The following is a 22,413-nucleotide window of genomic DNA, read 5'->3' as shown; positions in this document are numbered from 1 at the left end:
GATCAGTTTTTTGGAATAGCTGCAAATATAAAATGAAGTTGGCATTTCGCTCAATTTTTCCACCACAAATAGGTACTTTTACCTTATGATTTTGGTTACAGGAGGCACTGGACTGATCGGTTCCCATTTACTTTTCCATTTAATCAACAATGGAAAGACCGTCAGAAGCAATTATAGGACCGAAGCGTCCATGGAAAAAGTCCACCAAGTTTTTGGCTATTATACAGACAATCCATCCGTTTTGATGGATCAAATCGATTGGGTAAAAGCCGATATCACTGATATAGGCGGGCTGGATCCCCTTTTTGAAGGTGTTGATCAAGTATACCATTGTGCCGCGCTGATTTCCTTTGACCCAAAAGATTTTAAAATCCTGGAACACACCAATGTGGAAGGCACCGCCAACATCGTGAACCTCTCTCTAAAGTATGGCATTAAAAAACTGTGTTATGTGAGTTCCATTGCGGCCATTGGTCCCAGCATCAAACAACAAAAGGTAACAGAGGAAAACGAATGGAACGAAGCCAAGGCCAATGTATATGGAATTACAAAATATAATGCTGAACTGGAGGTCTGGCGCGGCTCACAAGAAGGACTCCCCATTGTGATCATCAATCCTGGCGTAGTCATTGGACCTGGTTTTTGGAAATCGGGCAGTGGAAGCTTTTTCACCTATGCTTCAAAAGGGAAAAAATATTTTATTCCTGGGGGAACCGGGTTTGTTACGATCAATGATGTAATCCATGCTATGACCCAACTGATGGATTCCAGTATCCAAACGGAACGCTTTATTTTGGTCAACCAAAACATGACCTACGAAGAATTGTTACAGAAAATTGCTCCTGAACTGGGCATAACTCCCCCAACCAAAGAGGTTTCAAAATTTATGCTCGAGTGCTTTTGGCGTTGGGATTGGGTTCGCAGCAATGTGTTTGGCAAAAGAAGGAAATTGTCCAAAGCTGTTGCCAAAGGGCTATATCATCAAAAAATATATAACAGTAAAAAGATAAAATCCGAGCTTGACTTCACATTTGGGGATTTGGATAAAAGCATTGAATTCTGCTGCGAAAAATTTATTCAACAGCCTTAACGCTACTTGAATCAACTTTTTCCCTTGCGGCCTTGATGGAATCCTGACGTTTGAGGTTTGCAGCACGAATACTGTCATTTCTACGCTCGCCCCTAGCCTCCATGGTGTCCTTTTTTACCTGTATTCTATCTTCCACATCCTCATAAATAGATTGGTATTCCAATGGAAGTGAAGCATAATAAAGGTCGCTTTGTGAAAACTGGGTACTATCTATATCGTATTTTTCGTAAAGAAATTCCATTACATCGATACCAGAGGAAGTGAACTTACTCCTTGCTCCCGATTTAGAGGCGTTCAAAATGGCGAGATCATAAAGAATTTCGGTCATTTTCTCTTTGGGAATCAAGTTTTCAGGCTCCTCTACTACCTTTTCTGCACAGGCCGCCAACAACATCAAACCCAAAAAAAGTGTTATGGTATATTTCATCTCTTAACGGTTAAATGTGAGCCTCTTGGCATTCTTCGCTGTACTGAACGAGCCATTTTCATAGGCCAACAACCCATTTACAAAAGTTCGTTTTACTTCGGAATCAAAAGTAACACCTTCAAAGGGAGACCATCCACATTTATAGAAAAGATTATCTTTTTTAACCTCGTTTTTGGAATTCCGGTTGACTTGAACCAAGTCTGCATAATATCCTTCACGGATGAATCCTCGACGGTCAATACCAAACAATTTTGCAGGATTGTGGCACATTTTTTCAACCATTTTTTCCAAACCGATGGCACCTTCCTTTTCCTTCTGCAACATGGCCAACAAAGCATGCTGCACCAATGGGCCGCCCGAAGGGGCTTTGGTGTATGGGTTATCTTTTTCTTCGAGGGTATGCGGCGCATGGTCGGTGGCCACTACATCAATGCGGTCATCCAGAAGGGCTTTCCAAAGTTTTTCCCTGTCGTTTTTTGTCTTAACGGCGGGATTCCATTTGATATGTGTTCCTTTTTGGGCATAATCCTCATCGGAAAACCACAAATGATGGATGCATACCTCAGCAGTGATTTTCTTTTCTTCCAACGGAATCTGATTTGTGAACAAATCGGTTTCAATTCCCGTGGACACATGGAACACATGCAACCTTGCCCCGGTTTTCTTGGCAAGGGCAATTGCCTTTGATGAGGACAGATAGCACGCCTCCGCACTCCGGATCATGGGGTGCATGGCTATTGGAATATCGTCTCCGTACATCTCTTTGTATTTGGCCAAATTGGCCCTGATGGTGCCCTCGTCCTCACAATGTGCGGAAATCACCATTTCGGTATTACTGAATATTTTTTCCAATACTTCTTCATCATCCACCAACATATTTCCCGTGGATGAGCCCAAGAACAATTTGACGCCGGAGCAAGCATTTTTGTCCAGTCGTTTCAGTTCTTCTAAATTATCGTTGGTCCCTCCAAAAAGGAAGGAATAGTTTGCCGATGAGTCCTTCGCGGCAATGGCAAATTTCTCTTCTAATTTTTCAATGGTGGTTGTCTGCGGAATGGTGTTTGGCTGCTCCATAAAAGTGGTTATGCCGCCAGCTATCGCCGCCCTACTCTCGGTGGCAATCGTTCCTTTATGGGTCAATCCCGGTTCCCTGAAATGTACCTGGTCGTCTATGACCCCCGGCAACAATAAATCCCCTTCCAAATCAATGACCTTGGCATGGGCATCGGAGATACCAGTATCGATTCTAGCGATGAAATCACCTTCCAGTAGCACATCGGATTCAAAAATGCTGTTCTCATTGACTATTTTGGCATTCTTCAACAGAATTTTTGACATAACTAAAAGCTCTTTTTAAAAAATATACTCCTAAACTTCATGGCTATCACTCCAAAAATGGCTTCCCTGATGATGGCGGAATTCATCTTTGACTTTCCGTTTACCCTATCAGTGAAAATAATCGAGACTTCCTCGATCTTGAATTTTTTGAGATAGGCCCTGTATTTCATTTCTATCTGGAAGGCGTACCCAATAAAACGGACCCTATCCAGATTGATGGTTTCCAGCACTTTTCTTTTGTAACAGACAAACCCTGCCGTGGGGTCGTGCACTTTCATGCCCGTGATCAATTTCACATAGAACGATGCCCCGTAGGAAAGTAAGATCCTGGCCAAAGGCCAGTTGACCACATTTACCCCTTTCTTGTAGCGGGAGCCTACGGCCACATCGGCTCCATTGAGACATGCCCGATGCAAACGGGACAGGTCGGCCGGTCGGTGCGAAAAATCGGCATCCATCTCAAAAATGTATTCGTAGCCTTTTTCCAATGCCCACTTGAACCCGTGGATGTATGCTGTTCCCAAACCAGATTTTTCCTTTCGGACTTCCAAAAAAAGCCGTTCTGGAAATTCTTTCTGTAAGGTTCGTACAGAATCCGCGGTACCATCGGGAGAGTTATCATCTACCACGAGTACATGGAAATCCTTTTTAAGGTCGAAAACCGTTTTAACAATGGCCTCGATATTCTCAATTTCATTGAATGTGGGTATGATGACCAAGCCGTCTGCCATTCGCACTGGATTAGAATGTCAAAAATACGGTTTTCTAGCTTGCCCGTGCAAGTAACTGACAACTAGTTGAAATGGGACTTGACCAATATTTGTAACTTTGCCCATCTAAAATCACATTTTGATGTCTCAAAAGTTTCCTAGGCTTTTCTTTATCCTTTTAGCGGTTCTTTTTGCACTCAATCTTTTACAAGCTTCCTTTACTGAGCTTATCTATGATGAAGCTTATTACTGGTACTATGCCCAAAATATGGCCTGGGGGTATTTTGACCATCCGTCCATGGTTGCCTTTTTGATCAAACTCAGTAGTTTGCTCTTTGATGGCGAACTTGGGGTAAGGCTCATGAGTTGCGTGCTTTCGGCGGGCACTTACATCCTACTATGGTTATTGATCGATAATCCCAAGAAGAAGGATTATGTGATTCATTTTTTCCTCTTGGTGTTCTCTTTTACCTTGATGAATGCCTATGGTTTTCTAACCCTGCCCGATACATCCCTCTTATTTTTCACAGCGCTTTTCCTATGGTTGTACAAGCGCTTCCTGAAAGTTGAAGATACCATCACAACAATTGGCCTTGGGTTGGTCATGGCGGCTTTGATGTACAGTAAGTACCATGCTGTATTGGTAATCCTGTTCGTGTTCGCATCCAACTACAAGCTCGTTTTCAATAAAAAGGCATGGTTGTCCGTGATTTTGGCCTTGATTTGTTACACTCCACACTTTGTGTGGCTCTATCAAAACGATTTTGTATCGATAACATTCCATTTGTACGAGCGTCCCAATCAGGCCTACTCCTTTGATGAATTTACCTTGGGCTACTTTTTGAACATTGTTGCGATTATCGGCCTTTTATTTTATTGGATTTATGACTCACTCTTTAAGTTCAAGGTTACGGATAAGTTTTCCAAAGCATTGGTTTATTTGGTTTACGGAGTGTTGATTTTCTTTTTCATCTCCAGTTTCAACCGAAGGGTACAAGCACAATGGGCCATAGTGATTACAATCCCTCTGGCGATAATCGCCTTTAACCATCTGTTGGAAAACTCCAAAAGTAGAAAATGGATGTACCGAATAGGCATCGTAAGTTTGGTGCTTTTGATGTACGCTAGGGCATGGATGATTTATCACCCCTTGTTCCCAATGTATTTCGAGACCCATGGTAACAAAGAATGGGTCAACGAACTCAAAACCAAATCGGAAGGTGTACCCATTCTTTTTGAAAACTCCTACAGACGTGCTTCCATGTATGAATTCTACTCGGGTATCCCCGCTATTTCACTGAACACTTACATGTATCGGAAAAACCAGTACTCCATTGATGATTCCGAAGAACAAATGCGCGGTAAAAAGGTCATGTTTGTTTCCAAATACAGAAAAAGTGGCGACATTTCCTATATGCATTTGGACAGTACGGTTTTTCATGGGATTTACATTGACGATTTCCAATCGTACCGAAAATTGAAGTGTATTGTGGAAAAACCCGAGACTGGCATCAAGTATTCGTTAAAGGTATACAATCCATACTCATTCGATGTTCCTTTGAAACAATTGAAATACACCATTTCTTACTCCAACGAGCACAAGCAGGTAAAGCAAATGCGCCCTTTGAAAGTGAATTCCATATCTCCACAAGAATCCCTGTTGAAATCAAAGGATACCATTAGCTATACCTTTGAACTTCCTTTGTCCAAAATGGAAAATCCATCGTATTTTAGAATCGGGATCGCAGAAAACAACCTGCCCCCCGGACTCAACGGCAAACCCATCAAAATAGAGTAATGGAACCCATTGAAAAAACAATCACTTCCTTGGATTGGATGACACTGACGTTATTCATGGCTTTGGTTGTTTTGGCTCTTGGTAAATACCTGTACCACAAGAAGTTTTTAAACTTTATCATCCTTCCATTTAATGACAAGTACATTCTGCTCCATAATAAAAAAGGACAATTCTCGCATTGGTTTCATCTCTTACTGACCTTGTTCCAACTCATCAACCTGTCATTATTCATCTTTTTGGTATCGAATACTTTCGAACTCATACCTTACGAAAAGAACATTGCCACCTATTTTATGATCTTGGGCACATTGACCCTGTTCGAGCTGGTAAAGTTCTTGGTTCAAATGCTTACAGGGCTTGTTTTCAATAGTTTAAATCTTATTGGAAGCCTAGTTTTCAGTAAAATTTCCTACCTCAATTACGGCAGTATAGTAATTTCCTTTGCCAATATATTATTGATATACATCTCAACAGGCTCAAAAACAGTAATATATGCGACCATTTCAATGATTCTCCTCATATATGGCATCGGTATAACAAAGCTGCTGAAGAACCATCAAAAAGCACTGTTTCCGTATTTTATGTATTTTATTTTGTACCTTTGCACACTCGAAATTGCGCCCTTGGTGTTAATTGGAAGCTATTTAAAAGGTTGAAAACTTATGAAAGTAAAAACAATTTTGGTTTCCCAACCAGAACCCAAAGTCGAAAACTCACCCTACTCAAGATTAATTGAAAAAGAGAAAGTTAAAGTTGATTTCATTCCTTTCATCCATGTAGAAGGGGTCGAGGCCAAAGATGTTAGGCAGCAAAAAATCGACTTGAACAACTTTTCGGCAATTATCCTGACCAGTAGAAACGCTGTGGATCATTTCTTCAGAATTGCTGACGAGATGCGCTTTAAAGTTCCAGATTCCATGAAATATTTTTGTCAGTCAGAGGCCGTAGCCTATTATCTACAGAAATATGTGGTGTACAGAAAAAGAAAGATCTATGTTGGGAAAAGAACTTTTAACGAGTTAACTCCCTTGATCAAAAAGTACAAGGATGAAAAATTCCTATTGCCATCCTCTGATTCATTGAAACCTGTAGTTCCACAATTGTTGGATGAAGTTGGGGTAAATTGGACTCGTGGCATCTTCTACAAAACGGTAATCAGCGACCTTTCGGACCTTAGGAATGTGTACTATGACATTTTGGTTTTCTTTAGTCCTTCCGGTATCGAATCCCTTATGAAGAACTTCCCCGATTTTGAGCAGAACAATACTAGAATTGCGGTTTTCGGGAACAGTACAGTTAAAGCAGCAACCAATGCAGGTCTTCGGATAGACATTCAGGCTCCAACGCCAGAAACTCCATCCATGACCATGGCATTACAGAAATATATTACCAGCGTCAACAAATAAAAAAACGAACCGGTATCCATAAAACAAAGAGCCCCGTCGATGGACGGGGCTTTTTTATTGTCTAGAAAGCATAACGCTGTGGCCCTCCCCTTCGGATTTCCTCGCTTGCATATTCCTCGAACTTCTTGAAATTCTCCCTAAAGGCATTCGTAAGCTTGAAGGCCGTTTTGTAATAGGCCTCGTCATCGTTCCAGGTCGCCCTTGGGCTCAACACTTTGGTAGGTACTCCGGGACACTCCCTTGGCTGTGCCACACCGAACACGGAGTGGATATGGTAGTTTTCGTAATTGTACAGTCCCAATTCCCCGCTCAGTGCCGCACTGATCATGGCACGGGTGTATTGTAGCTTCATGCGGGTACCCACTCCATAGGGGCCTCCGGTCCAACCCGTGTTCACCAACCATACGTCCACTCCAGACTCTTTCATCTTACGGCTTAACATCTCGGCGTATTTTGCAGGGTGCAATGGCATAAAAGGTGCCCCAAAACAGGCCGAGAACGAGGGTTGCGGCTCCACGACACCCGCTTCTGTGCCAGCCACCTTGGCCGTATAGCCCGAAATGAAATGGTAGGCGGCCTGGGCCGGAGTCAACTTGGAAATGGGGGGTAGCACCCCGAAGGCATCAGCGGTAAGAAAGAAAATGTTCTTCACATTCTCTCCTATCGATGGCTGTTGGATATTATCGATATGGTGTATGGGGTAACTTACCCTTGTGTTCTGGGTTATGGAGGTATCCGCGAAATCAACTACTCCATTCCCATCCATGATTACGTTTTCCAATATCGCCCCTTTCTTGATGGCACCGTAAATCTCTGGTTCCTTTTCTTGGGAAAGGTCGATTACCTTGGCGTAGCAACCGCCCTCGAAGTTGAACACGGTGTTCCCGGGTGTCCAGCCGTGCTCGTCGTCCCCGATAAGCTTTCGGTCAGGGTCGGTGGACAAAGTGGTCTTCCCTGTCCCCGATAACCCAAAGAATATTGCCGTGTCCCCTGATTCCCCTACATTTGCGGAGCAGTGCATGGGCAGTGTGCTCTTGTACACGGGAAGGATGAAGTTGAGCGCGGAGAATATCCCCTTCTTAATCTCACCGGTATAGCCCGTACCTCCGATCAGGGCAATCTTCCTACTAAAGTTAAGGATAGCGAAGTTGTGCTGCCTTGTCCCATCTACTTTCGGGTCTGCCATGAAACCCGGGGCGTTCACTACCGTCCACTCGGGGTCAAAGTCCTTCAGTTCTTCTTCCGTCGGTCGGAGGAACATATTATAGGCGAACATATTGGACCAAGGGTATTCATTGATTACCCGAATGTTGAGTTTGTAATCCGGTTCTGCGCAGGCATAGCAGTCCCTTACATACAGTTCCTTTTCATTGAGATAAGCGAAGACCTTGTCATACAGTGCATCGAACTTGTCGCTCTCGAAAGGGATGTTGATATCGCCCCACCAAACTTTATCGGAAGTGATATCGTCCTTCACGATGAAACGGTCCTTGGGCGATCTGCCCGTGAATTCCCCGGTATTGACCGCTAAAGCTCCCGAAGAGGCCTCCTTGCCCATTCCCTTCGCAATGGTAATATCCTGGAGTTCATCCGGGGACAGTTGGTAATGGATGTTGTCATGGTTTATTCCGTATTCATTTAACGAAATCGTTTTCGTAACTGAGGCAGAATCCTTCATAGTTTTGTTTTTATGTTGCTACAAAACTAGAAAATATTCAGTTTTTGTCCTTTTAAAACCAGCTTAATCGATTACTTTTTGGTTTAAAATGTGATATCCCAAATAAATCCACACGACGATTATCAAAACATCTCATATTGATGTTAAAAATCCAATAATATTGAAATCGAGTACAGTTGAAGATGTTCAATATCAACTATTCCATCATGTTCCTACCGTTTTCGTCAATTCAAAGCGCCCATTCATCAATTGGGGGAATCATTTCCTGAATGTTTCCTATATATTTCCGCCCAAAATATTTTCAGATATGCAAATTGTAAAAGGTCTTGGCTTGATCTGTGCCGTTCTATTTTTAAATGTGGGGTGCAATTCCCAGTCAGAAAAGAAAACCGGATCATCCAACGACTCCAGTATTTCGGAATCAACAGATTTAAATTCTGATGAAGTGTCAACAGCCATTTGTTTATGGCCAAAGGTGGGTTTACGCGATAAACCCGGAAGAAAAGACACCAAATACCTTACCACGATTTATTTTGGAGAAACGGTGGAGTATCTAAACGAAAAAGAAAAGACTGAAGATGATAAGGAATATTTAAAAGTTAGGCTATCCGATGGGAGTGAAGATGGGGGCGAAGCCTTTTATATTGAAGGACTTGACTCCTTTGAGAACCTATCTTCCAATAAATTGGGCATAAAAACCGATTTGGCCAATGTTAGAAACGAACCGAATATAAATGGAGAGGTGCTATTCCAAGTTGAGAAAGGGGATATTTGCCATATCATAGCCCAAGGAGAATCATTGGAAAAAATGCATGATGTTACCGATCGCTGGTACAAGATCAACTTCAATGGTCAAGAAGGTTGGGTTTTTGGCTACTATACCACCAAAAGAAGGGAATAACTGGATTATCACCCCTTTTTTGTCTTCAAAATTTTGAAGCCCAAAACTGCCCAGCCCAAAATCATCAAAACTCCTCCAATGGGTGTTAAAAATCCAATAATCTTAAAATCAAAAGAAGTTAAACTGTTCAATGCCAACAAATAAATGGAAAACGAGAACAGTATCACACCTAAAAGCACCAGAACAAAAACCGTTCTTTTTGTCTTTGTTTCCATTCCATTCCATACTCCCAAAAAAAGAAGGAGCAAAGCATGGTACATTTGATATCGGACCCCTGTTTCAAAAGTAGCGACCGCTTCGGTATCCACTAATTTTTCCAATCCATGTGCCCCAAATGCACCGAGTATGATCGCCAACATACCCATTACCACCCCAATCAGTAAAATTGTTCTGTTCATAACTTTTATAGGCTATTTTTTTAAAAATATAACATTTTAATACCTTAGTGATTGTTCAATTCAAAAGTAAACAAAACACATGGTCCGTACTATTTTAGTTGTTGGAGCAGGTAAATCAACCTCATACCTTCTAAATTATTTCCTTAAGAAGTCAGACGAAGAAAATACACATATCAATATCGGAGACCTCCACCCCGAGAATATCCCCGATGATTTTGCCAAGCATCCCAACTGCACAGTGTTCGAATTGGATATTTTTAATGAACAAGAAAGAAAAAAAGCCATTTCCGAGGCTTCCATCGTGGTTTCCATGCTTCCGGCCAGAATGCACATCAATGTTGCCCATGATTGCATCGAATTTGAAAAGCATTTCATTACAGCTTCATACATCAGTGATGAACTAAGGGCTTTGGATGCTGCGGCAAAAGAAAAAGGTCTTGTTTTTATGAACGAGATAGGCCTAGACCCAGGTATCGATCACATGAGTGCCATGGAAGTAATTGATAGAATCAGGGGAGCGGGTGGCAAAATGCTATTGTTCGAATCTTTTACCGGTGGCTTGGTCGCTCCCGAAAGCGATACCAACCTGTGGAATTATAAATTTACTTGGAACCCGAGAAATGTAGTGTTGGCCGGTCAAGGTGGAGCAGCCAAGTTCATTCAAGAAGGCACATACAAATACATTCCCTACCAAAAACTTTTTAGAAGAACTGAGTTTTTAGAAATAGAGGATTTTGGCTCATTTGAAGTTTATGCCAATAGGGATTCTTTAAAGTATCGCGAAGCATACGGCTTGCAGGATGCCTTGACCTTATATAGAGGCACCATGCGAAGAGTCGGTTTTTCCAAAGCATGGCAAATGTTCGTGATTCTCGGAATGACGGATGACAGTTATACGATTGAAAATTCCGAAGGAATGTCGTACCGTGAATTTGTGAATCTATTTCTGCCCTATTCGCCAACGGATTCAGTGGAATTGAAATTGAGACATTACCTCAAAATAGACCAAGACGATATTATGTGGGGGAAACTGTTGGAACTGAACCTCTTCGACCCCACCAAGAGGATTCCCCTGAAAAATGCAACACCAGCCCAAATGCTCCAATATATTTTAGAAGAAAGTTGGACATTGAAAGAGCATGAAAAGGATATGATCGTGATGTACCACAAGTTTGGCTACGAATTAAACGGAGAAAAGAAACAAATAGATGCCAACATGGTGGTTATCGGAGAAAACCGCACCTACACAGCCATGTCCAAAACGGTAGGGTTACCTGTTGCCATGGCCACATTACAAATCTTGAACGGTAAGATAACCACTCCAGGGGTTCAAATTCCAATCAATAAAGAAGTGTACAAACCCATTCTGGATGAGCTCAAGGCCAATGGCATCCGGTTTAAGGAATATGAAGTGCCCTACCTTGGCTATAACCCCGATTCTGTTGCCAGTTAGTTTTTGGTATTTTTTTCAATACCTTTAACTTCAAATCAAAATCAAAACTGTGAAAAACAATAACAATTCAGTTAAAGTTGATGGGATTGACAAGAAAATCCTAAGATACCTTATGGAGGATGCACGCAAACCTATCCTTGAAATTGCCAGAAACATTGGTATCTCCGGAGCAGCCATCCATCAAAGGTTGCGCAAATTGGAAAGCTCTGGGCTTATTGCTGGGTCAAAGTTTGTTATCAATCCCAAGGTTTTGGGGTATTCCACCATGGCGTATATTGGTATTTATCTGGATAAGGCCATGACGAACCCAAGAGCGGTAAAACAATTGGAAGAAATTCCAGAAGTTTTGGAATGCCATTACACCACGGGAAATTGGTCCATCCTCATAAAAGTACTTTGTAGGGACAACGAGCATTTAATGCAAGTACTCAACAAAAAAATCCAGCAAATCGAAGGGGTCTCGCGTACAGAAACCTTTATTTCACTGAACCAACAAATTGATCGTCAAATACAGATCTAATATTTGTATTCAATCTAAATAAATATTACATTTGACCCCATGAATGTAGTATTCAAATCCACATATTATACTCTCTATCAATCCACAGCCGAACGCCGATATTATATTGATTTTGGACAGAAAATGGTTCGCATTTCCCTATGCGAGCTACTATCCCTTCGACACAAAATAATGTCCATCTCCATAGAAGACCATTTTGATAGTGATTTGAATTCCCATGGCTTTGAAGTTTTGATGCTTTGCAATAAAGAACATCTATTTATTCTTAATACACTGGAAGTGCTTGACCTTAAAACACTTATCGATAACGGTTTTGTGGCACTAGGACTCTCTGCCAGAGCTGGAGCTCTTATTTAACATCAACTTACTTTTATCCAGTCTTAATTGGTTTCTAAATTATTGGTGTCCATATCTAAAACAGATTAAATTCTGTAACTTTATGGTACAATCACATTAGAATACACACTATGAAAGACATTGCAAGACAAAGTATGAGCATTAAAGTGGAATCCATGGATTTGCTCAACGGACAGATAAAAATGGAAGCCCATGCCTCTGCCACCTATTTGGCCATGGCCTCTTGGTGCGAGCAGAACGGCTTTTTTACCAGTGCTAAATTTTTCTTTAAACAGGCAGAAGAGGAACGTGAGCACATGATGAAGATTTTCAACTTTTTAGTGGATACCGGAGGAAATCCGATTTCGCCAGAAGTGACAAACATAAACCATGATTATTCATCCATTGTGGATGTTTTTGAATCCACTTTGGAGCATGAGGTAAAAGTGACGAAATCCATTCACAATATTGTAATGAAATCAAGAGAGCTTGGTGACCTTGCCACTGAAAAATTCTTGGATTGGTTTGTTCTAGAGCAAGTTGAAGAAGAGAACACCATTAGGGACATTTTGGACATGATCGAAGTTACCGGCACCGAAGGCGTTGGCCTCCAAATGATTGACACTCATGTCGCCAATTGGATCGAGTAATCCCATTTTAATAACATAATAAGAAAAGGGGCCGTTTGGCCCCTTTTCTTATTATGTTATTGCTTTACAATATTATCAATCTCTTCCCCCAAATACTTGAAGCGCCCAATACAATAGGGAAGCCAATGCACCCAAAGCTGCCACCAAATAGGTTCTCGCCGCCCATTTCAGTGCATCTTCCGCACCGGAATACTCTTCTTGGGTCACCATGTTCTTCTGTTTTAGCCAGACCAACGCCCGCTTACTGGCATCGTACTCAACTGGCAGTGTAATAAAACTGAACAGTGTCGCGAAGCCCATCATGATCAATCCGGCCACCGCAATATAAAAACCGATACCACCAGCAACACCTGTTGCTGCCATCAGCATAATACCACCAAACACCACCCAAGTGGACATTCCAGAAGTGACACTTACTACAGGAACCAATTTGGAACGCATGGTCAACCACTCATAGGCTTGTGCATGCTGTACGGCGTGCCCACATTCGTGTGCCGCTACTGCTGCTGCTGAAGCGTTTCGTTGGTTGTATACGCCTTCACTAAGGTTCACGGTTTTATTTTTAGGATTGTAATGGTCCGTCAACATGCCGGGAGTGGAAATTACCTTGACATCGCGGATGCCATGATCATCCAACATTTTCTGAGCGATTTCTGCACCGCTCATGCCATTTCGCAAATGTACCTTGGAATATTTCTTGAACTTACTTTTCAATTTGTTGCTCACTAGCCAGCTGACCAGGGCGATTCCACCAATCAATATATAATATGTCATCATAGTTTTATCTTTTTTACCTATATAAATATACCACATAAAAGCAAAAACCCCGCCAAATAATGGCAGGGCTCTTTTACTGTCAAAATGTTAGTTTCTTAAACCAACACTGGCTCTAGCTGAAAAGTTTCGGCAATTTCCTTATAAACCACCTCGCCTTCAACTACGTTCAATCCTTTTTCCAAGGATCTATCCAGTTTACAGGCACTACGCCATCCCATGTTGGCCAATTTTAGCACATAGGGCAGTGTTACATTCGTCAAGGCAACAGTAGAAGTATAAGGCACTGCCCCTGGCATATTGGCTACACAGTAATGAACCACGTCATCTATAATATAAACGGGGTCCTCATGGGTTGTTGGCTTGGTGGTTTCCACACATCCGCCTTGATCAACCGCTACATCTACAATAACGGTTCCTGGATGCATATCCTTGAGCATGTCCCTTGTAATCAAGTTAGGGGCCTTTGCTCCTTTTAACAGAACTCCACCGATAATTAAATCATTTGTTTTTATATGTTTTCTGATGTTGAACTCATTGGAAAAACCAGTCACTACATGGCTGGGCATAATGTCGTTCACATATCTGAGACGTTTCATGTTCACATCCAAAATGGTTACTTGGGCACCCAATCCTGCTGCCATTTTAGCAGCCTGAATACCCACTGTGCCCGCTCCAAGCACCAAAACCCGTCCTGGGGATACTCCGGGGACTCCTCCCAACAGCACTCCTTTTCCTTTTACAGGTTTTTCCAAATACTTGGCTCCTTGTTGAATTGCCATTCTTCCAGCAACTTCGGACATTGGGGTCAGTAGCGGCAAAGTTCCATCTTCGTCTTCCACCGTTTCATAGGCTATACAAATGGCTTTGCTTTTGATCATGGCCCTGGTCAGAGCCTCGCTCGATGCAAAATGGAAATAGGTAAAAACAATCTGTCCTTCCTGAATCAAATTATATTCCTCAGCGATGGGTTCCTTGACCTTTACGATCATATCGCTCATGGCATACACCTGACCAATGGTATCCAAAATAGTGGCCCCAGCCTGTTGGTAATCCTGATTAAAAAAACCACTGCCCTCACCTGCGCCCGATTGCACATATACGGTGTGGTTGTTCTTTACCAATTCAAATACTCCGGAGGGCGTCATGCCGACCCGGCTTTCGTTGTTCTTGATTTCTTTAGGTATCCCAACAGTCATAATGTTGCGTTTAATGGTTTCTGGGTCCAAATTTGAACAAAATTTTTAAATAAAAACACAAATACTCGATAAAAAGTAGGGGTAACTAGTCAAAATAACCATATTTTAACATTTATACCCCATTTATTAAGGGGTATAATCATTTTTATATCTTTTATTTATATCATACCCCTATTTTTTTAGGGGTAGTACTTGATAAAAATAAAAAAGCATGCCAATTGGCATGCTTTTAAGGGGTATTCCTATAATATTCGTATCGATTTTATCGTAAAACAAGGCTTTCGTCAACCTGAACCTGTTTTAGGTTCTCATAAAAATCTGATGAGATTCCGAAACTAGTTCAGAATAACGGCTAAATGGATTTTGGAACTATCCTACGATATTCACAATCTTTCCAGGGACCACGATTACCTTTTTCGGAGTTCTTCCCTCCAATTGGGCCTGTGTTTTTTCGTGAGCCAAAACAGCGGCCTCGATATCTTCCTTGCTCATATCCAATGGCATCTCCAACTTAAAGCGCATTTTACCATTGAAAGATATCGGATATTCCTTACTGCTCTCCACCAAATACTTTTCCTCAAACTTTGGGAAAGGTGCTTCTGCAATAGAAGCTGTATTGCCCAAACGACTCCAAAGCTCTTCAGCAATATGAGGCGCATAGGGCGACACTAAAATAGCCAAAGGTTCCAAAATAGCTTTGCTGGTACATTTTTGTGATGTCAACTCGTTGACACAGATCATAAAGGTGGAAACCGAAGTATTGAACGAGAAATTCTCGATATCTTCCTCCACTTTTTTGATGGTCTTGTGCAAGGTTTTTAGATTATCGGCGGTGGGTTCTACACCCCCCTCGCCCCCCTCAAGGGGGGAGTAGAGCCTCCAAAGTTTCTTTAAGAAGGAATGCACTCCCGTAATACCTGCCGTGTTCCAAGGCTTGGATTGCTCCAAGGGGCCCAAGAACATTTCGTACAAACGAAGGGAATCTGCCCCGTACTCCTCACAAATGGCATCCGGGTTGACGACATTGTATTTGGATTTGGACATTTTTTCCACTTCGCGGCCTACAATGTACTTTCCATCTTCGTCACAAATCAACTTCAAAGAAGAAGTATCTGAATACATCTTACTGTTTTTAAACTTATCAACATCCAATTCGTTGGATACTCCCACTAAATAGCTTACATCAACATGAAGTTTATAAAAATAAATGGCCGTAACATACAAATTTTCATAGTCACTTAAATATTCCTCATAAACCAACTCATCTTCATTAAGTACTTTCGAGGCAAATTTTTCTCTTAATTCTTTAGTGAATCTTTTTTCTAGCTCTTCATTATTTATAAATGTTCCATAACTAGAGTGATGAATATCAGAATTCTTTATGTAAGAATATGACAAGAGATATCCATCATTATTAATTTCTTCTATAGGAATATCTTTTACTTTTCCTTTTCCATCATTATATACCACAAATGTTTCTGCTCTATATATAAAAGCACTCTCTCCCGTAATCATTCCTTGGTTGATCAACTTTTGGGCAAACTCGTCTTTGGGCACATAACCCATGTCAAACATAAACTTCTGCCAAAAACGGGAATACAACAAGTGGCCCGTAGCGTGCTCGCTACCTCCGATATATAGATCTACATCTTGCCAATAGTTGATGGCTTCAGGAGAAAATATAGCTTCGTCATTGCGTGGATCCATATACCTATTAAAGTATTGGGAACTTCCTGCCCAACCTGGCATGGTGTTCAACTCTAATGGGAATATATTGACATTATCTATAAGATCATTGCTAACTACTTCCGCCTTGAGGCGGTCCCAAGCCCATTCGGTGGCATTGCCCAATGGTGGCTCGCCTGTTTCGGTCGGAAGGTATTTTTCCACTTCGGGCAATTGCAAAGGCAAATGCTCCAAATCGATCATCTGCGGCATACCATCCACATAATATACAGGAAATGGCTCTCCCCAGTACCGCTGACGGCTGAATACGGCATCGCGCAAACGGTAATTCACTTTTCCTTCGCCATGTCCAATCCTTTCCAATTCAGCAATGATTTTCTTCATCGCCTTTTTATACGGCAATCCGTTTAGAAAATCGGAATTGGCTATTACCGTAGTTTCCTTATCAGCAAAAGCCTCTTCAGAAATATCGACCCCTTCAAAAATGTTGGGGATATCTATATTATAATGTTTGGCGAAATCGTAATCACGTTGATCTCCACAGGGCACGGCCATTACTGCACCTGTTCCATAACTGGCCAATACGTAGTCTCCAATCCAAATAGGAATAGGTTCCTTGGTAAAGGGATGCTCTGCATAAGCTCCCGTAAACACCCCGGAAATGGTTTTTACATCCGCCATACGGTCACGTTCGGAACGCTTTGCCGTAGCTTCTACGTACGCATCGACCTCGACCTTTTGTTCTGGGGTCGTAATCTTGGCCACCAATTCGTGCTCTGGAGCCAAGGTCATAAAACTTACTCCGAAAATGGTATCAGGGCGGGTAGTGAAGACTTCAATCTCGTAAGGCTTCTCGACTGCGCTCGAAGTGACATCGTCATGCTGAACTTGTTTCAGCATCTCATCCATTTTCACATTAAATGTAACCGATGCCCCAACGGAACGTCCAATCCAGTTGGTCTGGGAATCTTTAAGGGGCTGTGGCCAATCAATTTTGTCCAACCCGTCCAACAAACGCTGCGCGTATGCTGTAATACGCATACTCCATTGCGTCATTTTTTTACGGACTACGGGGTGACCTCCGCGCTCGGAAACTCCGTTCACGATTTCATCGTTGGCCAAAACAGTTCCCAAAGCTGGACACCAGTTTACTTCGGTATCCGCCAAATAGGTCAATCTGTATTTTAAAAGGATTTCCTGCTTTTCCTTTTCTGAATAGCCGTTCCAAGTTACAGTATCAAAACTTGGTGTATCATCATCGCAAGCAGCTTCGACATCGGTATTTCCTTCTTTTTCAAAAATGGCGATCAAACTCGAAATGTTTTCTGCTTTATCCGATTTCTTGTTGTACCACGCATTGAACAATTGAATAAATATCCATTGCGTCCATTTATAATATTGTGGGTTGGAGGTACGCACTTCACGACTCCAATCAAAAGAAAAACCAAGTTGGTCCAATTGCTCACGGTACCTGTTAATGTTGTTTTCCGTAGTAATGGCTGGGTGTTGCCCTGTTTGAATCGCATATTGCTCCGCTGGCAATCCGAAGGAATCGTAGCCCATGGGGTGCAACACATTGAACCCTTTATGTCTTTTATAACGCGAATAGATATCCGTGGCAATGTAGCCCAGCGGGTGCCCTACGTGCAAGCCCGCCCCGGAGGGATAAGGGAACATCGATAATGCATAAAATTTAGGTTTATCGGAATCGTTGGATGCCTTAAAAGTTTGGTTCTTTCGCCAGTAATCCTGCCAATACTTTTCAATCTTTTGGAAATCGTAATTCATCATTCGTATTTCATGGTCAATTCATGTCACATCGAGCGCAGTCGAGATGTCTTCAAACAAAAAAAGATTTCTCGCCCTTCTATTAAGGACTCGAAATGACAAAATTTTGAATCTATTTTCGTGTGCAAAAATAGGTTTAATCCCCTAAATACAATTTACTTTTCTATTTTTACGTACTGATTCATATTCTATGAGCCAATATATTGAACGATATCAGCGTCGAAAACTGATTTCCTCCTACTTTTCCGTGGCTTTGAGCATTGCCCTGGTCTTGTTTCTTTTGGGTGTTTTGGGCCTATTGGTCCTCAATACCAAAAAATTAGCGGACCATTTTAAGGAGCAGATCACCATTTCGGTGTTTTTGAAGGACGGCGCAAAACCTGTGGAAATAGATCAGTTGCAGAAAAGTTTGGCCCTTGCGGAGTACACCAAGTCGGCCGAATATATTTCCAAAGAAGATGCAGCAGAGCAATATAGTGAGGATATTGGCGAAAATTTTGAAGAGTTTTTGGGCTACAATCCATTAAAAAATTCCATTGATGTGCATTTGAAGGCCGATTTTGTCTCGCCACAACAAATTGATGGGATTGCAGAAGACTTGGCAGCCAAAGCCTACGTGGACGAAGTCAGTTATGACAAACCTTTGATTTCTTTATTGAACAACAATGCCCGAAAAATCAGCCTATGGATATTGGTGGCCAGTGCCATTTTTACGGTCATCGCTGTTTTGTTGATTAACAGCTCTATCCGACTGTCCATTTATTCCAAAAGGTTCATTATTAAAACCATGCAGATGGTGGGCGCTACCAAGACTTTTATTCGAAGACCTTTTATATGGACGAACATTAAACTAGGTATGGTCGGAGCGGTAGTCGCCTTGATTGGACTGGGCGTTTTGGTCTATTATATCAACAAAAATTTCCCAGAACTGAATCTTTTGCAAGATTATATTGTTCTCATCATTTTGTTCGTTAGTGTATTTGGTTTGGGCGTCATTATTTCATGGGCCAGCACCCATTTTGCGACACAACGCTTTCTAAACCTGAGAACGGACGATCTTTATTACTAAATTTGCAGCATGAGCAAGAAAAACAAGAACGGTCAAAAACCTACCAAAGAGTTTGTCTTCCAAAAGAAAAACTACCTCTTTCTATTTATAGGTATTGCCTTTATTGCCCTTGGGTTTATTTTGATGAGTGGTGGTGGAAGCGACGACCCTGAAGTATTCAATCCTGAGATATACAATTTTAGAAGAATCCGCCTTGCACCGACCTTGATTCTTATCGGTCTTGGCATTCAGGTGTACGCCATATTGTTGAATCCTCACAAGAAAAATAAGGAATAATTGGAATTGATCGATGCCATCATCCTTGGAATCATTCAGGGATTGACCGAGTTTTTACCTGTTTCCTCCAGCGGTCACTTAGAATTGGGAAAAGCCATTTTGGGAGCACAAGCCGTTCCCGAAGAAAGTTTATTGTTCACCGTAGTGCTACACTTTGCGACCGCATTAAGTACCCTCGTGGTGTTCCGAAAAGATGTTTTTGAAATTTTGAAGGGCCTGTTTCAATTTAAATGGAACGAGGAAACCCAATTTTCCTTAAAAATCATTATCTCCATGATTCCTGCCGCTTTGGTAGGACTTTTTTTAAATGACTTTATTGAAGTGTTTTTTGATGGTGCCATCGTCATTGTTGGTATTATGTTGGTGATCACAGCATTTCTGCTCTATTTGGCAGATTTAGCCAAAACCACTGATAAAAATGTATCCTTCCGTAGTGCTTTTGCCATTGGAATGGCGCAGGCGGTTGCCATTCTGCCCGGGATTTCCCGAAGTGGGGCAACTATTTCCGCCGCCGTACTTTTGGGAGTTGACAAAACAAAATCGGCCCGTTTCTCTTTTTTGATGGTGGTTCCACTGATTTTGGGAAAAGTGGCCAAAGATTTGATGGGTGGTGAGATTTCTTTTCATGGTGACCAAGCCGTGGCCATGGGCGCAGGATTTGTCGCCGCTTTTATCGCTGGACTTGCCGCTTGTACTTGGATGATCAAATTGGTACGCCAAAGCAAGCTTACCTATTTTGCCATTTACTGTTTGATCGTAGGCATCATCGCTCTTGCATGGAGCATTTGGGGATAGATCAGTATATTTGCCACAAACCCCGAGTTTTTGAACACCAAAGAAGATTTTTTAAGCGGTCAGATTCTATTGATCGATAAACCACTGGAATGGACTTCCTTCCAAGCAGTGAACGCTTTGAAATGGGCCATTCGTAAAAAATTCGGCCTTAAAAAGATAAAAATCGGTCATGCGGGTACATTAGATCCTTTGGCCACAGGCCTGCTGATTATCTGCACGGGGAAATTCACTAAAAAAATCCCAGAGCTTCAAGGACAGGTAAAAGAATACACGGGTACTTTCACACTGGGCGCCACTACGCCATCATACGATTTGGAGACCGAAGTGAACGAGACCTTTCCCACTGAACATATTACAGATGCATCCATCAAAGAAGCCACAACACAATTCTTTGGTGAAATTGATCAGGTGCCTCCTATTTTTTCAGCCTTAAAAAAAGATGGTAAGCGATTATATGAACTGGCCCGTGAGGGGAAACAAGTCGAAGTAAAATCACGAAAAATAGAAATTTTAGAGTTCGAGATTACCCGAATCGAACTTCCCGAAGTGGATTTTCGGGTGGTGTGCAGTAAAGGAACCTATATCCGTTCCCTGGCGCACGATTTTGGTAAAGTTTTGGACTCTGGAGGCTATCTATCCAAGCTCCGGAGAACCAAAATAGGGGATTACAACGTAAATAATGCTACAAGTCCCAATGATTTCAAGGAAAAGCTTGAAGTAAACGCTTCGACCTAGGCTGGTTGGGATAAAATATTTTTGCAAAAAAGCGGTTATAGTAAAACCATGAACTTAAATAAGAGCCAGTTATCACTTTTGATCACTTTCTTCGCTATGTCCATAGTGATTTTATTGCTTTTCAATATTCACTTAGGGGGCATACAAGAGGATGAGTATGTCATTGAAATGAGCTTGGCCGATGAGGATATCGAAGAACTTCTCGAAGAGGAAGAGCAACGATTGGAGGAAATGCAAGCCGCCAACGATCCCATTAAAAGCCACATGGCAGTCAATCAAACTGCAAAACCCAGTGTGGGGAATCCAGAACCTCTAAAAACTTTGGAAGAGCTCATGGAAGAAAGAGCCTTGAGCAGTGAAACCGGGGAATATGCCGATAATTCCGCTTTTGAAGAGCAATTGAAACAATTACGTGCCCAACGTGATGAGAAAAAGGAAAAATTGGGCGAACGTGATGCCCAAAAAGAAGAGTTTACCGATTACCTAAAAGATAAGCGCACCTCCATTTCCTACTCTTTGGTGGATAGAAACGCATACCATCTTCCTCCTCCGATTTACACCTGTATTGAGGGGGGAAAAGTCGTTGTGAATATAACCGTGGACAGCAATGGCTATGTAACCGAAGCCACTTTTAATGATAAAAGCTCTGGAACCAGTAACGGATGTTTGGTGGACAATGCCATTGCCTATGCATTAAAGGCACGTTTCAACTCAGATTCCAAGGCATCGCAAATCGGAACGATCACCTATCTATTCCAGAGCAAGTAATTCCAAGATATCCTCCAGAATATTTTCGCCTTTATTTTTATTATACCAAACCTGAAGTTCTTGTTTGAACTCATCGGTCAATTTTCCATGCTCTCTTTTACAATCTTCCACCATTTGGGTGGCAATGCTTGGTCTTGGCCCCCACTCTCCTACAATTTCGTTTTTGGTTTTGTCCAAAACAATGACTTTGGGAATGGAACGGGCACCGTTGGTAAGGAACGTATCCATCAAATCAACACTTTCGTCCCGCAGAACAACTTTTAGAGCAATATTTGGACTTGTTTCGGCCACTTTGTTGATGATGGGCAAACTGGCAGCCGCATCCCCACACCAACTTTCCGTTAGTGCCAAAAACACCAAATCCTTTTCCAGAGATTCCAATTTTTGTTGAATATCCTCGGGAATCTTGAAAGTTTTCTCCCAACGAGCCATTCGTCGGTCGCCTAATTTGGTATAGTTGACCATAACTTCGGACTGATTGGGTCCAGTGGTCTTACCAGTTTTGGCAAGTTGACGCACCAACTCACTGTATCTTGGATAATCCATCGCTTTTTCAATGTACTCCTGAACTATTTCCAATCTATTTTGCTCCAATACTTCCATAAAAAATGTTTTTGC

Annotated in this window: 23 protein-coding genes; 14 read left to right on the top strand and 9 right to left on the bottom strand. The window is 41.9% G+C overall.

Annotation, left to right across the window (positions count from 1 at the left end):
• The first annotated feature begins 85 nt into the window (after positions 1-85).
• A complete protein-coding gene (locus PY092_RS03255) occupies positions 86-1,090 on the top strand; it encodes an NAD-dependent epimerase/dehydratase family protein (protein WP_275614419.1) in 1,005 nt (334 codons plus the stop codon).
• On the opposite strand, the gene PY092_RS03250 is transcribed toward PY092_RS03255, so the two are convergent.
• From PY092_RS03250 to PY092_RS03240, 3 genes are read right to left on the bottom strand one after another with little or no spacing between them, the layout of a single operon-like run.
• Positions 1,074-1,517 (bottom strand): DUF4296 domain-containing protein, encoded by a 444-nt coding sequence (locus tag PY092_RS03250; RefSeq protein ID WP_275614418.1) that lies wholly within the window; start codon positions 1,515-1,517, stop codon positions 1,074-1,076. The genes PY092_RS03255 and PY092_RS03250 overlap by 17 nt on opposite strands.
• A gap of 3 nt (positions 1,518-1,520) precedes the next feature.
• A complete protein-coding gene (locus PY092_RS03245; protein WP_275614417.1) occupies positions 1,521-2,855 on the bottom strand; it encodes a dihydroorotase in 1,335 nt (444 codons plus the stop codon).
• Between the two features lie 2 nt (positions 2,856-2,857).
• Positions 2,858-3,586 (bottom strand): polyprenol monophosphomannose synthase, encoded by a 729-nt coding sequence (locus PY092_RS03240; RefSeq protein ID WP_275614416.1) that lies wholly within the window; start codon positions 3,584-3,586, stop codon positions 2,858-2,860.
• A gap of 121 nt (positions 3,587-3,707) precedes the next feature.
• Between PY092_RS03240 and PY092_RS03235 the strand changes: the two genes are divergently transcribed.
• The 3 genes from PY092_RS03235 to PY092_RS03225 are packed head-to-tail and all read left to right on the top strand — an operon-like array spanning position 3,708 to position 6,769.
• Entirely contained in the window at positions 3,708-5,363 is a 1,656-nt protein-coding gene (locus tag PY092_RS03235; protein WP_275614415.1) for an ArnT family glycosyltransferase, read from the top strand.
• Positions 5,363-6,019: a DUF4271 domain-containing protein gene (locus PY092_RS03230; RefSeq protein WP_275614414.1), complete on the top strand. Its 657-nt coding sequence runs from the start codon at positions 5,363-5,365 to the stop codon at positions 6,017-6,019. Before PY092_RS03235 ends, PY092_RS03230 begins: the two co-directional genes overlap by 1 nt.
• A 6-nt stretch (positions 6,020-6,025) precedes the next feature.
• Positions 6,026-6,769, top strand: a complete 744-nt coding sequence (locus tag PY092_RS03225; RefSeq protein ID WP_275614413.1) for a uroporphyrinogen-III synthase — start codon at positions 6,026-6,028, stop codon at positions 6,767-6,769.
• A gap of 61 nt (positions 6,770-6,830) precedes the next feature.
• On the opposite strand, the gene pckA is transcribed toward PY092_RS03225, so the two are convergent.
• Positions 6,831-8,447, bottom strand: coding sequence for a phosphoenolpyruvate carboxykinase (ATP) (gene pckA, locus PY092_RS03220; RefSeq protein WP_275614412.1), 1,617 nt, complete (start codon positions 8,445-8,447; stop codon positions 6,831-6,833).
• A gap of 307 nt (positions 8,448-8,754) precedes the next feature.
• On the opposite strand from pckA, the gene PY092_RS03215 reads away from it, so the two are divergent.
• Entirely contained in the window at positions 8,755-9,348 is a 594-nt protein-coding gene (locus tag PY092_RS03215) for an SH3 domain-containing protein (protein WP_275614411.1), read from the top strand.
• An 8-nt stretch (positions 9,349-9,356) separates the two neighbouring features.
• Here PY092_RS03215 and PY092_RS03210 read toward each other — a convergent pair whose 3' ends face one another.
• Positions 9,357-9,746: a DUF423 domain-containing protein gene (locus PY092_RS03210; RefSeq protein WP_275614410.1), complete on the bottom strand. Its 390-nt coding sequence runs from the start codon at positions 9,744-9,746 to the stop codon at positions 9,357-9,359.
• Between the two features lie 79 nt (positions 9,747-9,825).
• On the opposite strand from PY092_RS03210, the gene PY092_RS03205 reads away from it, so the two are divergent.
• The 4 genes from PY092_RS03205 (at position 9,826) to PY092_RS03190 (ending at position 12,705) form a co-directional block, all read left to right on the top strand.
• The gene (locus PY092_RS03205) at positions 9,826-11,199 is read left to right on the top strand and encodes a saccharopine dehydrogenase family protein (protein ID WP_275614409.1); all 1,374 of its coding nucleotides are present in this window, start codon (positions 9,826-9,828) and stop codon (positions 11,197-11,199) included.
• A gap of 49 nt (positions 11,200-11,248) precedes the next feature.
• Positions 11,249-11,719, top strand: a complete 471-nt coding sequence (locus PY092_RS03200) for an Lrp/AsnC ligand binding domain-containing protein (protein ID WP_275614408.1) — start codon at positions 11,249-11,251, stop codon at positions 11,717-11,719.
• A 39-nt stretch (positions 11,720-11,758) separates the two neighbouring features.
• Positions 11,759-12,076, top strand: a complete 318-nt coding sequence (locus tag PY092_RS03195; RefSeq protein ID WP_275614407.1) for a hypothetical protein — start codon at positions 11,759-11,761, stop codon at positions 12,074-12,076.
• Between the two features lie 110 nt (positions 12,077-12,186).
• Positions 12,187-12,705 carry a ferritin gene (locus tag PY092_RS03190; protein ID WP_275614406.1) on the top strand — a complete coding sequence of 173 codons (519 nt, stop codon included), beginning with the start codon at positions 12,187-12,189 and terminating at the stop codon, positions 12,703-12,705.
• Positions 12,706-12,780: 75 nt separating this feature from the next.
• Here the strand turns inward: PY092_RS03190 and PY092_RS03185 are convergent, their stop codons facing one another.
• The 3 genes from PY092_RS03185 to PY092_RS03175 form a co-directional block, all read right to left on the bottom strand.
• Positions 12,781-13,482, bottom strand: a complete 702-nt coding sequence (locus tag PY092_RS03185) for a zinc metallopeptidase (protein WP_275614405.1) — start codon at positions 13,480-13,482, stop codon at positions 12,781-12,783.
• 95 nt (positions 13,483-13,577) lie between these two features.
• Positions 13,578-14,678, bottom strand: a complete 1,101-nt coding sequence (ald, locus tag PY092_RS03180) for an alanine dehydrogenase (protein WP_275614404.1) — start codon at positions 14,676-14,678, stop codon at positions 13,578-13,580.
• Positions 14,679-15,047: 369 nt separating this feature from the next.
• Entirely contained in the window at positions 15,048-18,152 is a 3,105-nt protein-coding gene (locus PY092_RS03175) for a leucine--tRNA ligase (RefSeq protein WP_275614633.1), read from the bottom strand.
• Positions 18,153-18,342: 190 nt separating this feature from the next.
• Here PY092_RS03175 and PY092_RS03170 point away from each other — a divergent pair, with 190 nt between their 5' ends.
• Genes PY092_RS03170 through PY092_RS03150 form a run of 5 tightly spaced genes read left to right on the top strand, consistent with a single transcriptional unit; the run spans position 18,343 to position 21,795 of the window.
• Positions 18,343-19,221: a cell division protein FtsX gene (locus tag PY092_RS03170; protein ID WP_275614403.1), complete on the top strand. Its 879-nt coding sequence runs from the start codon at positions 18,343-18,345 to the stop codon at positions 19,219-19,221.
• A 9-nt stretch (positions 19,222-19,230) separates the two neighbouring features.
• Positions 19,231-19,497, top strand: a complete 267-nt coding sequence (locus PY092_RS03165) for a DUF3098 domain-containing protein (RefSeq protein ID WP_275614402.1) — start codon at positions 19,231-19,233, stop codon at positions 19,495-19,497.
• Positions 19,498-20,292 carry an undecaprenyl-diphosphate phosphatase gene (locus PY092_RS03160; RefSeq protein ID WP_275614401.1) on the top strand — a complete coding sequence of 265 codons (795 nt, stop codon included), beginning with the start codon at positions 19,498-19,500 and terminating at the stop codon, positions 20,290-20,292.
• A gap of 30 nt (positions 20,293-20,322) precedes the next feature.
• Entirely contained in the window at positions 20,323-21,027 is a 705-nt protein-coding gene (gene truB / locus PY092_RS03155; RefSeq protein WP_275614400.1) for a tRNA pseudouridine(55) synthase TruB, read from the top strand.
• A gap of 48 nt (positions 21,028-21,075) precedes the next feature.
• Positions 21,076-21,795, top strand: a complete 720-nt coding sequence (locus PY092_RS03150; protein WP_275614399.1) for an energy transducer TonB — start codon at positions 21,076-21,078, stop codon at positions 21,793-21,795.
• Here the strand turns inward: PY092_RS03150 and PY092_RS03145 are convergent.
• Positions 21,778-22,398 (bottom strand): thioredoxin family protein, encoded by a 621-nt coding sequence (locus tag PY092_RS03145; RefSeq protein WP_275614398.1) that lies wholly within the window; start codon positions 22,396-22,398, stop codon positions 21,778-21,780. The genes PY092_RS03150 and PY092_RS03145 overlap by 18 nt on opposite strands.
• Positions 22,399-22,413: the final 15 nt, after the last annotated feature.

It is taken from the genome of Flagellimonas yonaguniensis, assembly GCF_029193885.1.
Classification (GTDB): Bacteria; Bacteroidota; Bacteroidia; order Flavobacteriales; family Flavobacteriaceae; genus Flagellimonas; species Flagellimonas yonaguniensis.
The sequence above is the reverse complement of the archived record's forward strand: the minus strand, read 5'-3'. Positions and strand labels throughout refer to the sequence as shown.